Genomic DNA, 14,427 nt, shown 5'->3' with positions numbered 1-14,427 from the left:
AAGATGAGAAAAAAGTATCCAACAGATCTAAGCGAAAGGGAATGGGCAAGAATAGAAAAACACTTCAGAGTATCATACAAGAAAGGAGGAAGGCCGCCAAAGTATAGCAAAAGAGAAATATTAGAAGCAATTTTCTATGTATTGCGTACAGGGTGTCAATGGCGGTATTTACCAAATGATTTTCCGCTATGGAAGACTGTGTATGAGCAGTTCAGGCAATGGAAGAAGCAGGGAATTTTTGAGAAAATGAATTATGAAATTACAAAATATAGTAGAAGAAAAATAGGAAGGAATGAGCAGCCGAGTGCCTGTATAGTAGATAGTCAATCTGTAAAGACTACAGAAAAGGGGGGATCAAAGGCTATGATGGAAGTAAAAAAGTAAAGGGTAGAAAAAGGCATATAATTACAGACACTCAGGGTTTTATACTAGGTTGTTACGTAGGCGCTGCTAACGAAAATGATAGAGATGGTATTAAAATAGCATTAAACAATATGAGAACAAAATATACTAAAGTTAAAAAAATGTGGGCTGACATGGGATACCAAGGAAGAAATTTAAAGAATCACATAAAGGAAGAATATGACATAGATATTGAAATTGTTAAAAGGCCTACATGTAGATTTTGGGTGCACAAAGATACGCCACCTGAGCTACTACCAACAAGAGAACAAGGGTTTAAAGTACAGCCAAGAAGATGGGTTGTAGAAAGGACTTTTGCTTGGGTTAATAGGAATAGAAGGCTATCGAAGGAGTATGATTTACTCACAACATCCACTGAGAATTTCATATACCTAGCTATGAGTAGGGTTATGTTAAAGAGGGAATATGCTTGAATTTACTTGTTTCCGGACAACCTCTAACATGAGCAACTTTAGTGTCTGCACCACCTGGGCAAAAATAGATAATAAATTCTATTTACTTGATGTATATCGCGCAAAGCTTGAGTATCCAAAGCTTAAAGAACAAGTTTTATCACTAGCTGCAAGATGGTCACCACACGCGATTTTGATCGAAGCCAAAACAAGTGGTCAGCAATTAGCACAAGAGCTGAAGGCAAACAGTCATTTGCCCATTATCGAAATAGTGCCACATGATGGTAAGCTCACTCGATTCCACCGGATTGCTCCGATGATAGAGTCTGGCAAGGTTTTTCTGCCGCACCAAGCAGTATGGCTGAACGATTTTGAGTATGAGATTTTAATGTTCCCAGAAACGCGCCACGACGACCAAGTGGACAGTACCGTGCAATATTTGCAGTGGGTGAGAAACAGTACCTCTAGGGTTACGGCTGTACGGGCATTGTGATTTGAGAGCAATTTCCACAAGGGAGGATGTCATCCCAGCGCTCCTTTTTTTGTCATGCAAGTAGCTGACACTGGAATCTAGCTTCTCGTTGCTGCTGCGATCATATACTATTGTAATGAGCCTTCAAAGTCGCTTGAAAATATCAACGTCCAAGGGTTTTCTAAAGAGGGTCAAGAACCTACTTTGTAAAATTCACAAGAGCCATTAAAATATTTTTTTACTTTTCATTGTATATTTCTCAACATATTATCTTTAAGTACTAAAATAATTAACAATATGGCATTATTAATAGTTGAATCACCTGCGAAAGCAAAGACGATAGGTAAATATTTGGGTAAAGAGTTCAAAGTAGCTGCATCCTTTGGACATGTGAGGGATCTTCCAGCAAAAAACGGCTCCGTCGATCCGGATAATGATTTTGCTATAAAGTATGAGACCATTGAAAAAGCAGAAAAGTATATAAAAGAGTTAGTAAAAGCCGCAAGCAAAACATCAGATATATATCTTGCAACAGACCCAGACAGAGAAGGGGAAGCAATGGCTTGGCATGTGATAGAGACATTAAAAGAAAAGAAAGCAATCAGTAATGAAAACAACATTTATAGAGTAGTCTTTAATGAGATAACAAAAAGAGCAGTACAAGAAGCAATAAAAAATCCACGTGAAATTAATATGGATTTAGTGCGTGCACAACAAGCACGTAGAGCTTTGGATTATCTAGTTGGATTTAGTTTGTCACCACTGCTGTGGACAAAATTGTCGGGAAGCAAGTCTGCAGGGCGAGTGCAGTCTGTTGCATTAAAGATTATATGCGAACGAGAAGATGAAATTAGTAAATTTATAACACAGGAGTATTGGAGCATAAAAGCAGAAATGCAAAATAGCAAAGATGAGGCTTTTTTTGCTATGCTAAGCCACTATGACAATAAAAAGCTAGAAAAATTTGATATTAAGAATGAAGAAGAAGCAAAGAACTTAGTCAGGGAGATTGAATCAAGGCAATATGCTGTAAGCACAGTAGAACGCAAGCAAGTTAAGAGAAACCCGCTTCCTCCGTTTATTACTTCAAGTCTTCAGCAAGATGCAGTGAATAAACTGTATTTTAATGTGAAAAGTGTTATGCGCATAGCGCAAAATTTATATGAAGGTATCGATATTGGTGGTGAAACTGTAGGGTTGATAACTTACATGCGTACAGATGGGTTTCATATTGCAGATGAGGCTATAAACTCAATTAGAGGGTCAATTAAGTCATTATATGGTGATAAATATTTACCGCAGTCTCCTCGTAAATATGTAAAAAAGGTCAAAAATGCTCAAGAAGCACATGAAGCAATTCGTCCAACTGATATCAATAGAACACCGGGTAGTATTAAGGATTACTTAACGCCAGAGCAATTTAAATTGTATGATTTAATCTGGAAAAGGACCATTGCAAGTCAAATGGAGTCGGCGATTCTTGATCAAGTGGTAGTCGAAATTAGTTCTACTGACCAGAAAGTAGTTCTGCGAGCAAGTGGGTCGAGTATATTCTTTGATGGTTTTTATAGAGTCTACCAAGATAACATGGAAGCCGAAAATGAAGGCCTGCTACCTGCCATGAAGGAAGGGGAAGCATGTAAGCTGATTTCAGTTGAGCCAAAACAGCATTTCACTCAGCCGCCACCTCGTTATAGTGAAGCAAGTATCGTTAAAAAAATGGAAGAAATCGGTATAGGTCGCCCATCAACTTATGCAACAATTATTTCGGTATTACAAGATCGTGAGTACGTTTCATTGGATAGCAAAAGGTTTATTCCAAGCAGTCGTGGTAAAATCGTTACTATATTTTTAGAAACTTTTTTTCAGCGTTGTGTAGAGTATGATTTCACAGCACAAATGGAAGAAAAGCTTGACTTAATTTCAAATGGACATGCAGATTGGAAAAAAGAATTAAGCCACTTTTGGGTGCCATTTTTTGGTCATGTAAACTCTGTCAAGCAAATGACGCATGATGAAGTTTTCAGCGGCATTCACGATTTGGTAATCGATTGGTTTTGTTCAGAAGAAGGAAAAAAAGAGGTGAATACGAAATGTCCTGATTGCTTAGGTGGCATATTGAAATTGAACTTTGGAAAAGCCGGGGTGTTCCTTGGATGTTCTAACTATCCTGAATGCAACCATACAAAAGAAATTACGGGCAGTAACGACAATTCAGAATATCCAAAAAGTTTAGGTATAGATGATATAACAGGACAAGAGGTAGTAATTAAAAAAGGTCCTTTTGGGCTTTACCTGCAGTTTAATAATGAGTCAGAAAAGAAAAAGGCGGTTTCTATACCAAAAGATATAAATGTTAATGATATTGATCTGAGCACCGCTACTCAGTTACTTTCCTTGCCGAAAGTAATCGGAGAACACCCTGAAACCGGAAAGGAAGTAAAAATAGGCCTTGGACGATTTGGATACTATATTTTCTATGATGGTAAATACTTTTCTCTTAAGAAAAGCTCCAAAGAGGTGCTGAATACAGAATTGAGCGAAGTTGTACAAATTATTGCAAACAGTCCACGCAAAGAGTTAAAATCTCTCGGGGTTAATGAAAAGGGAAAAGAAGTTTTTATCTGCAACGGTAGGTACGGATTCTATATAAAATGCGGTAAAACAAACGTTGCTTTGGGCAAGAGTGCAGATATTGAGAGTATAGATCTGGAGAAGGCTTTAGAGTTGATTAAGGGTAAGAAGTAGACTTTTATTGAAATATTAGGTAAAGTTAAAATATACTCTAATAATGCGGTGGGATAAATGATATTTTACACACAGGGCGACACTCCAGCTTTATGTAGGTTAGATTACACGGATGTAAGTAAGTTAGTAGGCATACCAAATATCACAAGACTTGATTTAACTGAGTGCAAGATTAGTGTTGAAATTGTAAAAGAATTAGCTGAGCTCAAAAATCTTACTTCACTTCATTTAGGTAAGTGCAAGATTAGTGTTGAAGTTGCAAGAGAATTAGCTAAGCTTATAAATCTTACTTCACTTGATTTAAGTGAGTGCAAGATTAGTGTTGAAGCTGCAGGAGAATCAGCTAAGTTCACAAATCTTACTTCACTTAATTTAGCTGGGCACAAGATTAGTGTTAAAGATGCAAAAGAATTAGCCAAACTTACAAATCTTACTTCACTTGATTTAGGTAAGTGCAAGATTAGTGTTGGAGTTGCAAAAGAATTAACCAAACTTACAAATCTTACTTCACTTAATTTAGCTGGGCACAAGATTAGTGTTAAAGATGCAAAAGAATTAACCAAACTTACAAATCTTACTTTACTCAATTTAATTGGTTGCAAGATTAGCAATGAAGTTGCAAAAGAATTAGATAAACTCAAAAAAAATCTTCCTTCACTTAATATAATTGGTTACAAGATTAGCGGTAAAGGTGCAAACGTAAAATTGCAGGATGAGGTATCAAACTCGCAAGAAAAACTTAAAAGCAGTAGCAAATACTATATTTGTGGAGCAACAGTTGGTTTAGTTATTGGTCTAGTTGCAGCATATTGTTTAGGGGCTGCTGCTTTAACTCCTGTTGGTGTTTCTGTTGCAGCGTTTATTGCATCTGCTGTGGTTGGCGCGTTACTCGGAGCTGGGGTGGGTTATGCTGTGGTGCGCCAAGGTGCGCCAAGAAGTGCTTGGAGAACAGTTGGTGAAAATCCAACACAAACAAAGTCTAGCCAAAAGTTTGGAACAGACCACTATGTTGCATGAGGTAACGAGTGTAATAGAGCTAGTGGGATGGACAATGCAGGGCACAACGGAAGTGAAGGAGTGGAGTCCCGAAATACCTGAAGACATAGAGGTCGACATGTTCATGGCCATGGAAGACAGCATGAAGGATAACGTAAAGGCAAGTTATCACTCACTCTATCGGGATCTGAGACCGTGCCATGTATTGAAATGGACTTCAAGTGAACTTGGGAGATCCCATGCATTCCTATTAAGGTACGTTGGAACAAGTCAACAAAGGCAAGAACTAGCGGAAGATGCAGGGGAAGTCGGACTGATTGATAGTACTCAGAATGTGGGAAAGCCACGTACAAGGGGAAGCGATCAGCAATATAGTAACTGGAATAGGGATTGCTATGCCAATACAACGGAGGTAGGAATAACATGCGATATAAACTAAACCAGATAGCAGTAAGAGCAAAGCAAGATAAGCGACTAAAATTCACATCGTTAGTCCATCTGATAAATACAGAGAATCTTGCGAGATGTTATAAAGAACTGAAGCGTAACAAGGCTTGTGGAGTAGACCAGATAACAGTGGAATCATACGGAGAAAATCTGAATGAGAAACTCGAAGTGCTAGTAGAAAGTATGAAGAGGAAGCAATATCAACCACAACCAGTAAAGAGAGTATATATACCGAAAGCTGGAAGTAAAGAGAAACGCGGACTCGGAATACCATCGACCGAGGATAAATTAGTACAGATTATGCTGAAGAAGATATTAGAAAATATTTACGAGGCAAACTTTCTGGACAGCTCATATGGATTTCGACCTGGAAGAAACTGTCATCAAGCGGTAAATGCACTAGATAAAGCAGTTAAGTACAAGCCAATAAACTACATTGTAGAAGTGGATATCAAGAAGTTCTACGATAATATACAGCATAAATGGCTAATGAGGTGTCTAAGGGAACGAATAACTGACCCAAATTTGCTGTGGTTAGTAAAGCGGTTTCTCAAGGCAGGGATAGTCGAAGCTGGAAATTATGAAGCAACAAAACAAGGTACACCACAAGGCGGTATAGTATAGCTCTTTCCATAAAAGTCCGGATGTGATAGGATAAGGGTAGATGATGATAAGGAGGTTGAATGCCAGCAGCATATAGTTATGATTTAAGAAAAAAAGCAATGGAAGCGCTAGACGAAGGAGAAAGCAGAGAAACAGTGGCAGCAAGATTTAAGATTGGACGAACTACTTTATGGGAGTGGCAGCAAAGAAGAAAAGAAACAGGAGACTTTCAATCAAAAAAACTTGGAAATGGGGGTTACAATCACAAAATTACCGACTGGGATACCTTTGCCAAATTTGCCAGAGAACACGGAGGAAAGACTCTATCGGAAATGGCTAAACTTTGGAACAACGTTAGTATCCAAACGATCTATCGAGCCCTTAAAAAAATTGAATTTACGCGCAAAAAAAGACATATGGATACAAGGAAAGAAACGAAGAAAAACGTGCTGAATTTTTGAAAATTATAGCGACAAAAGAACCTAAAAACTTAGTGTATATAGATGAGTCTGGCATTGATAACACCGAAGACTACCCCTACGGATATTGCCAGAAAGGACAGCGGTTTTATGCCTTAAAATCTGGAAAGAAAACTCAACGAATCAGTATGGTTGCAGCCTTAAGTGGAAGAAAGATAGTTGTTCCGTTAACCTTTGAAGGCCACTGTAATATGGATGTTTTTAATGGATGGTTTGAGCAATTTTTGACACCGATCTTGGAACCTGGACAGACTGTCATTCTTGACAATGCTACTTTTCATAAGTCTGATAAGATTATCGAGCTTGCTAAAGGGGTTGGTGCAGAAATTTTGTATCTGCCGCCTTATTCTCCAGATTTCAACAAAATTGAGCATCATTGGTTTGCTATAAAAAACAGAGCCAGGAAAAACATTCCTCTATTCGAATCCTTTCGTCGTGCTGTTGATTCTGCCTTCCTATGACCTGTTCGGACTATTATGAGAAATGCTATATGAGGTTGTCCGGAAACAAGTAAAAGGCTATAATATCTGAAATTTTAGTACGGGGTAAAGATGAGAAAAAAGTATCCAACAGATCTAAGCGAAAGGGAATGGGCAAGAATAGAAAAACACTTCAGAGTATCATACAAGAAAGGAGGAAGGCCGCCAAAGTATAGCAAAAGAGAAATATTAGAAGCAATTTTCTATGTATTGCGTACAGGGTGTCAATGGCGGTATTTACCAAATGATTTTCCGCTATGGAAGACTGTGTATGAGCAGTTCAGGCAATGGAAGAAGCAGGGAATTTTTGAGAAAATGAATTATGAAATTACAAAATATAGTAGAAGAAAAATAGGAAGGAATGAGCAGCCGAGTGCCTGTATAGTAGATAGTCAATCTGTAAAGACTACAGAAAAGGGGGGATCAAAGGCTATGATGGAAGTAAAAAAGTAAAGGGTAGAAAAAGGCATATAATTACAGACACTCAGGGTTTTATACTAGGTTGTTACGTAGGCGCTGCTAACGAAAATGATAGAGATGGTATTAAAATAGCATTAAACAATATGAGAACAAAATATACTAAAGTTAAAAAAATGTGGGCTGACATGGGATACCAAGGAAGAAATTTAAAGAATCACATAAAGGAAGAATATGACATAGATATTGAAATTGTTAAAAGGCCTCCATGTAGATTTTGGGTGCACAAAGATACGCCACCTGAGCTACTACCAACAAGAGAACAAGGGTTTAAAGTACAGCCAAGAAGATGGGTTGTAGAAAGGACTTTTGCTTGGGTTAATAGGAATAGAAGGCTATCGAAGGAGTATGATTTACTCACAACATCCACTGAGAATTTCATATACCTAGCTATGAGTAGGGTTATGTTAAAGAGGGAATATGCTTGAATTTACTTGTTTCCGGACAACCTCTAAGTCCTGTATTAGCAAATATATACTTACATTATGTGTTGGATTTATGGATAGAAAAGAAATTTAAATCAAGATCCAGAGGATATATACAACAAATAAGGTTTTGCGATGATTTTGTGGTTTGTTGCGAAAGTAAGGTAGACGCGGAAGAATTTCTGGAATTACTGAAACAAAGGCTAAATAAATTTGGGTTGGAAGTATCTGAAAACAAGACCAGAGTAGTAAAGTTTGGCAAGAGGGAGTGGCAACGAGCGATAAGAGAGAAACGAAGGACGGAAAGTTTCAATTTTCTGGGGTTTACGCACTATGGTGCAAAAAGTCGTCGTGGTAGATTAATGATGGGACATAAAACCTCTAAGTTAAATCTAGCCAGAAAACTAAAAGAAATCAAGGAGTGGTTGAAAATAGTCCGCGGAAGTATTCGACTTAAAGATTGGTGGCAAGTACTGAAGGCTAAATTAACAGGACACTATAACTACTTTGGTATTAGCGGAAATTATTGGTGTTTGAAACAATTTTACACATCAGTAAGAAAGCTAGCATTTAAATGGATAAATCGGCGTAGTCAGAAAAAGAGTATGACCTGGGAACAGTTTGTACACTACGTAGAAGTAAATCCATTACCAAAGCCAAAAATACATTTTTCTTTATATGCATAAGAGGGACGACTGTGAAAACTAATATTGATGAGCCGTGTGCGGGAAATCTGCAAGCACGGTTCTTTAGGGGGAGTTGTAGTAATAAAACTCAAACGAGAGGAGTAAAGCTACAGCTTCTACCGAACGTTAACAATAAAGAAAAACATCAAATAGCGTTTTGCGTTTCAGCCGTTACATTCTTAGCTGGGTTATCATTAATCGCAACTGCAATTGCAGTGGGTACCGTACCTGCTATAGCTGCTTGTCTAGTGATAGGAGGAATTTTGACTGTCTTGTCTGGTGTGCAAGCAGTAGAAAGCTATTTATTTTTACGAAACAGCGAGAAAACTTTGAATAAACTGATAAGTAATATACGCGATGAACCAGAAAGCAAACTTTTTATAGAAAGGATTTTGCAAACGTTCATTGAACTTTTTAGTGAGCTTAAGCAACATAATTAAAGTACACTAAGCTTTAAGCATAGAAACCACTTTATCGTAACTTGGCAATGATTCAATTTCTCCAATTGCAGCTAGAGTGGTTTTTTCATGCTGAGATAACAATTCTTCTGCTGCTTTTTTTACGTTAGCAGTGGTAACTGCACCAATTTTTTCTATTAATTCATTTTTACTGATGTACCTATTATAGTTACCGTAGTAGTGTCCCAATGTTTCAGCACGTGAGCTAACACTTTCGCGTGACATTAAAATTTGGGATTTTACTCGCTCTTTCACTCTATTTACTTCTTCTTCCTTCAGATCATCTGTAGACAACTTCTTCAACTCTGTCGTTATAGATTTTAAAAGCTTATCTAAGTTACTACTGTCTGTACCAGCAAAAATGGAAAACATTCCTGTATTAGTATAGCTGGAATTAAATGAATAAACAGAGTAAGCTAATCCCTGCTTTTCCCTTACTTCCTGGAATAAACGTGATGACATTCCGCTCCCTAATATAGAATCAAGCACTTGAAACGTGTGATATTTATCGTCATGGCGAGAAACACTAGGTAGACCAATTAGCAAGTGTACCTGATCTAATTTACGATGTTCTAAATACTCACCACCAGTACAGCTCGCATTTTGGCTTTTTTTCAGCTTTTTAGAATGAATCTTTGAGAGAAAATCTTTGGTTAATGCAACAACTTCTTCATGTTCAACATTTCCTGCAACGGCAAATAGCATATTCTCACCAAAGTAATGCTCATTTATGTAATTATCTAGATCTCCTCGAGTAAAAGATTTTACAGTATTTTGCGTGCCTAAGATTGACCTACCAAATGGTTGGTCTTTATAAGCTGCCTCAAAATATTTGTCGAAAATAATGTCACTTGGTGAATCATTAGTTTGAAAAATCTCTTGTATTACAACACCCTTCTCACGTTCCAATTCATCTTCTGGAAACGTGGAATTCATCAATATATCTATTAATATATCAATACCAGTTTTTATGTCTTTCTTGAGGACTTTTGCATAATAGGTGGTGCTTTCCCTACCGGTGCTAGCGTTGAAAACTCCACCTATGTCATCAAAAGCTTTTGCAATTTCAAAGGCAGTTCTTGTCTTCGTCCCTTTGAAAGCCATGTGTTCTAAAAAATGGGATATTCCATTTTGCTTTGCACTTTCTGCTCTACTGCCAACACCAACTCGTATGCTTAAAGCTACGGAATCAATATCACGCACCTGCTCAGTTATTATGCGCAGACCATTATCTAATTTTGTTACCCGGGGTATATTCATCTCATATATTCTTCTAAGTTCTCTTCTGCAAAATCCCAATTAATCAAATGATCAAGGAAAACTTTTATGTAGTCAATTCTACGGTTTTGACAATCTAAATAATAGGCGTGCTCCCACACATCCATAGTGAGTAGTGGCACTTGGCCATAAATTATTGGCAAATCTGCATTTGGAGTCTTGGTGATTTTGAGCTTTCCTAACCTACCTTTTTCGAGCACTAACCATACCCATCCACTGCCAAACTGGCTTACTCCATGATTCGAAAATTCTTCATAAAATTTATCAAAGCCACCGATATCGTCTTGAATTTTTTTTGCTAGAAGACTACCATCTTTAGGCTTACCACCACCATTTTTTTTCATTGAATTCCAATAAAAAGTATGGTTCCAAACTTGTGCTGCATTATTAAATATAGGCAAGTTGCCGCTATTACCATGCACTTTTGTTATTAATTCCTCAATTTTTACATGTTGATAATCCGTATTTTCAACTAGCTCGTTGAGTTTATTTAAATATCCTTTATGGTGCTTATCATAATGAAAATCTAAGGTTTTTGCAGATATATAAGGCTCCAAAGCTGTGTTATCGTATGGTAATTCAGGTAAAGTAAAACTCATAAAAACCTCTTTATTTCTAACCTACTTGGATGGTAGGGCAATATATGCTTTTGTGCAACATATAATTAATAGCTAAAACATTTAGGTATCTATTGCATTATTCTAAATTATACTACAATAACGATTATTATATAAGCCATAGAAATGGATTAAATGCAAAAGTTACTTGACACCCTTCGCCAACCCCCTTATCATGAAACTGAAGCTATTTATTTATCTTCTCTGTACAGATTAAATGACAAAAACTCACGTATCTGGCGTCTCATGCTTAATTTTTTGCACTATGTGCATCTTATGTCTTATAAAATTTCTACCTACATAAGCTGAAACGCGCTTATAAAGCGTTTAAAACATAAAAAAACGCCAACTTAAAAAATGGATAGTGAATAACTAGCTACCCTAGGGGTTCTTTTGCCTTTTTTCTGTTTAGTAAATTTCTTAACGTTTATAATTTAGATTAGTTGCGGTTTAAAAGTAGCTGAATCGCGGTTATTAAACGTTTAGAATAAAAAACGCCATACTTGAAAGTATAATGTAAGTAATTAGCCAACCACGGGGCTTCTTTTGCCTTTTTTTTCATTTGGTAAATTTCTTAATGTTTATACGGAAGGTGTCATTCCAGCGTGTGACGCTGGAATCCCAAAAAAAGGATGATGTCATCCGAGTAGCTGACACTGGGATGACATCATAGGGGCGCTGGCCTGACAATCGTCATTCCGCTACGTGTTAGCGGGATCTAGAGATACCGTGACGGTATGACAAGGGAGAACAGTTGTATTCCTGCACAATTTATTCTCATGACAAAAACGTCTTAACTTTCTCTCTACTTTTTCTGGGTAAGGTCAATTTTGTGAAAAAATGGATTGAATTATAGGCAGATTTGGCTATTATTTGTAATACATGGGTATTAGGTAAAATGTTTAAATTTGATCCTTTATTATTAGCTCGAATTCAGTTTGCCTTCACAATAGGCTTTCACATTATATTTCCTGCTTTCACGATCGGGCTTGCAAGTTTTCTAGCCTTTTTGGAATGGTGTTGGCTTAAGACTGGTGATACACGTTTCCGTGATGTTTATAAATTCTGGATCAAGATTTTTGCCGTTGCTTTTGGCATGGGAGTGGTATCTGGAGTTGTAATGTCATATCAACTTGGTACCAATTGGTCGATTTTTTCTGACCGCATAGCCAATGTTCTCGGCCCTCTATTTTCCTTTGAGGTTTTAACAGCCTTTTTTCTGGAGGCATCTTTTTTGAGTATTATGCTATTTGGATGGAATAGAGTAAGTTCTCGTATGCACTTTGCTTCTACTTGTATTGTTGCAGTGGGAACGCTTATTTCAGCTTTTTGGATTATTGCGGCCAACAGTTGGATGCAAACACCCGCTGGATTCACGATTGGTGAGAATGGTCTCCTATATCCAACCAATTGGTTAGAGATTATTTTTAATCCTTCTTTCCCTTATCGCTTTATTCATATGGTAACAGCAGCCTATCTTACAACAGCTTTTGTGGTTGGTGGTGTAGGAGCATTTTATCTTTGGAGAAAACGACATGCTCCTCAAGCAAGAATTATGCTTGGTATGGCAACCATTATGGTAGCTTTAGCTGCACCATTTCAGCTGTTCATGGGAGATAGGCATGGATTAAATACACTAAAGCATCAACCTGCTAAGATTGCTGCAATGGAAGGTATATGGGAAACCGAAAAAGGGGCTGGCTTACTTTTATTTGCTTATCCGGATCAGCAAAATGAAATTAATCACTACGAGATAAAAATTCCTAATCTTGCCAGCTTGATCTTAACACATGATTTTTTAGGAGAAGTAAAAGGATTAAAGGAATGGAAAAAAGAAGATAGACCACCTGTAGTATGGGTATTCTGGTCCTTCCGTATAATGGTTGGAGTTGGAATTTTAATGATCATAATTGGGTCAGTAAGTGTTATACAGTATCTTCGTGGCAAATTATTCCAAAGTTGTTTCTTACATGGATGGTGGATATCAATGATGCCGTCTGGGTTCATAGCGTTACTTGCAGGTTGGTTTACTACTGAAATTGGCCGTCAACCTTACACTGTATATGGAATTATGCGCACAATTGAATCATTTTCATCTGCGATTACCGGTCCTCAGGTTGCATGGTCTTTGATTGCATTTATCGTTATGTATACCCTTATATTTGGAGCAGGTAGTTACTATATTCTGAAACTTATATACAAAGGAATTCCTGTCATTAAAGAAGAAGAGCAATTTTATAAACACGGTATTGGAGCTTCAGTGATTGATGCTGGTACATCTGGAAAGGACAACAATCATGTTTGATTTTTCTTCCTTAATTAATTTACCCCTAATCTGGGGATTACTAATTGCCATAGCTGTTTTACTGTATATTTTAATGGATGGGTTTGATTTAGGTATTGGTATTTTACTTCCTTTTGCACCGTCAGATAAATGCCGTGATCACATGATAAGCTCAATTGCACCATTTTGGGATGGAAACGAAACATGGTTGGTATTGGGTGGTGGAGGGTTGTTTGCTGCTTTTCCTCTTGCATATTCAATATTAATGCCTGCTTTTTATATTCCAATCATTATTATGCTGCTTGGCCTTATAGTGCGCGGAGTATCCTTTGAGTTTCGTTTTAAGGCAGAAGGAAAATACAGGCAATTATGGGATTATGCCTTTCATTTTGGGTCACTTGGTGCTGCATTTTGCCAGGGCATGATTTTAGGCGCATTTATACATGGTGTAGAAGTAAACGGACGCAACTTTTCTGGTGGCCAATTTGATTGGGCAAGTGCTTTTAGTGTAATGACAGGCGTTGCTGTGATATTTGGATATGCACTTTTAGGTTCTACATGGCTCATAATGAAGACAGAAAATATAACACAAGAATGGGCACGCAAGGTTGCTTCTTATACGCTTGGTTTTGTAGGTATTTTCATGGGACTAGTGAGTGTAGTGACACCATTTTTAAATGAACGTATTAAAAACTTTTGGTTTAGTATGCCAAATTTTTATTATTTATTTTCTATTCCATTACTCACATCTTGGCTATTTTTCATGCTGTGGTTTGATCTTCAGAATACTAAACGGGAGTACCGTCCATTCTTTCTCAGTATTGCTATTTTTTTTATGGGATATTTAGGTTTAGGAATTAGTATCTACCCATGGATTATACCTTTTCAATATACCATTCTGGATGCAGCTGCTTCTGGGCCAAGTTTATCTTTAATGCTCATTGTTATAATACCGCTTTTACCAATCATTTTAACTTACACTGGTTATTGCTATTATGTCTTTCGTGGAAAATCAAATTATGAACACACATATTAAGGAGTTAGTGACCTTATGGTTAAAACGTTACCCTTAAATCAAGCAGTCGTTCTGGCAATGGCGTCAACTTAAGAGCCTTCATTAGCAAATCCTCCTATGGATTTTCTGACTTCTTGTCATATAAGTA

Annotated in this window: 14 protein-coding genes and 1 pseudogene; 13 read left to right on the top strand and 2 right to left on the bottom strand. The window is 37.2% G+C overall.

All coding sequences use genetic code 11. The features are described 5' to 3' along the window. Positions 1-3: 3 nt before the first annotated feature. From OPR52_RS02275 to OPR52_RS02230, 11 genes and pseudogenes are all read left to right on the top strand, one after another. A protein-coding gene (locus OPR52_RS02275) for an IS5-like element ISWpi1 family transposase (protein ID WP_265037890.1) occupies positions 4-836 on the top strand; the annotation gives its coding sequence in 2 pieces (ribosomal slippage) (positions 4-373 and positions 373-836; 834 coding nt in all). 16 nt (positions 837-852) lie between these two features. After that, positions 853-1,308 (top strand): annotated as a pseudogene (terL, locus tag OPR52_RS02270) (phage terminase large subunit); the annotation flags it as partial. A 99-nt stretch (positions 1,309-1,407) separates the two neighbouring features. Further along, entirely contained in the window at positions 1,408-1,497 is a 90-nt protein-coding gene (locus tag OPR52_RS07835) for a hypothetical protein (RefSeq protein ID WP_458694412.1), read from the top strand. Positions 1,498-1,584: 87 nt separating this feature from the next. Continuing rightward, complete coding sequence (gene topA / locus OPR52_RS02265) at positions 1,585-4,035, top strand: type I DNA topoisomerase (RefSeq protein ID WP_265038361.1); 2,451 nt, start codon at positions 1,585-1,587, stop codon at positions 4,033-4,035. Positions 4,036-4,092: 57 nt separating this feature from the next. Then, positions 4,093-5,052: a leucine-rich repeat domain-containing protein gene (locus OPR52_RS02260; RefSeq protein ID WP_265038360.1), complete on the top strand. Its 960-nt coding sequence runs from the start codon at positions 4,093-4,095 to the stop codon at positions 5,050-5,052. Next, complete coding sequence (locus OPR52_RS02255) at positions 5,042-5,470, top strand: hypothetical protein (RefSeq protein ID WP_264722787.1); 429 nt, start codon at positions 5,042-5,044, stop codon at positions 5,468-5,470. The genes OPR52_RS02260 and OPR52_RS02255 overlap by 11 nt, the downstream gene beginning before the upstream one ends. After that, the gene (locus tag OPR52_RS02250) at positions 5,455-6,102 is read left to right on the top strand and encodes a reverse transcriptase domain-containing protein (protein WP_265038359.1); all 648 of its coding nucleotides are present in this window, start codon (positions 5,455-5,457) and stop codon (positions 6,100-6,102) included. The genes OPR52_RS02255 and OPR52_RS02250 overlap by 16 nt, the downstream gene beginning before the upstream one ends. 59 nt (positions 6,103-6,161) lie before the next feature. Then, positions 6,162-7,021 (top strand): IS630 family transposase gene (locus OPR52_RS02245; protein ID WP_265037751.1). Its coding sequence is split into 2 segments (ribosomal slippage): positions 6,162-6,486 and positions 6,486-7,021, totalling 861 coding nucleotides; the frame shifts between segments, so codons are not numbered across the junction. 90 nt (positions 7,022-7,111) lie between these two features. After that, a protein-coding gene (locus OPR52_RS02240; RefSeq protein WP_094189578.1) for an IS5-like element ISWpi1 family transposase occupies positions 7,112-7,944 on the top strand; the annotation gives its coding sequence in 2 pieces (ribosomal slippage) (positions 7,112-7,481 and positions 7,481-7,944; 834 coding nt in all). Next, positions 7,941-8,627 (top strand): reverse transcriptase/maturase family protein, encoded by a 687-nt coding sequence (locus OPR52_RS02235; RefSeq protein WP_265038358.1) that lies wholly within the window; start codon positions 7,941-7,943, stop codon positions 8,625-8,627. The genes OPR52_RS02240 and OPR52_RS02235 overlap by 4 nt, the downstream gene beginning before the upstream one ends. 11 nt (positions 8,628-8,638) lie before the next feature. Further along, positions 8,639-9,067 carry a WD_0736 family protein gene (locus tag OPR52_RS02230; protein ID WP_265038357.1) on the top strand — a complete coding sequence of 143 codons (429 nt, stop codon included), beginning with the start codon at positions 8,639-8,641 and terminating at the stop codon, positions 9,065-9,067. A 6-nt stretch (positions 9,068-9,073) separates the two neighbouring features. On the opposite strand, the gene OPR52_RS02225 is transcribed toward OPR52_RS02230, so the two are convergent. Beyond that, the gene (locus tag OPR52_RS02225) at positions 9,074-10,345 is read right to left on the bottom strand and encodes a M16 family metallopeptidase (protein WP_265038356.1); all 1,272 of its coding nucleotides are present in this window, start codon (positions 10,343-10,345) and stop codon (positions 9,074-9,076) included. After that, positions 10,342-10,962: a superoxide dismutase gene (locus tag OPR52_RS02220; protein ID WP_265038355.1), complete on the bottom strand. Its 621-nt coding sequence runs from the start codon at positions 10,960-10,962 to the stop codon at positions 10,342-10,344. The genes OPR52_RS02225 and OPR52_RS02220 overlap by 4 nt, the downstream gene beginning before the upstream one ends. A 916-nt stretch (positions 10,963-11,878) precedes the next feature. Between OPR52_RS02220 and OPR52_RS02215 the strand changes: the two genes are divergently transcribed. Continuing rightward, positions 11,879-13,285, top strand: coding sequence for a cytochrome ubiquinol oxidase subunit I (locus OPR52_RS02215; RefSeq protein WP_006280502.1), 1,407 nt, complete (start codon positions 11,879-11,881; stop codon positions 13,283-13,285). Further along, positions 13,278-14,300 carry a cytochrome d ubiquinol oxidase subunit II gene (gene cydB, locus OPR52_RS02210; protein ID WP_213863016.1) on the top strand — a complete coding sequence of 341 codons (1,023 nt, stop codon included), beginning with the start codon at positions 13,278-13,280 and terminating at the stop codon, positions 14,298-14,300. Before OPR52_RS02215 ends, cydB begins: the two co-directional genes overlap by 8 nt. The last annotated feature ends 127 nt before the right edge of the window (positions 14,301-14,427 follow it).

The organism is Wolbachia endosymbiont (group A) of Hylaeus communis, assembly GCF_947251915.1.
GTDB lineage: Bacteria > Pseudomonadota > Alphaproteobacteria > Rickettsiales > Anaplasmataceae > Wolbachia > Wolbachia pipientis.
The sequence above is the reverse complement of the archived record's forward strand: the minus strand, read 5'-3'. Positions and strand labels throughout refer to the sequence as shown.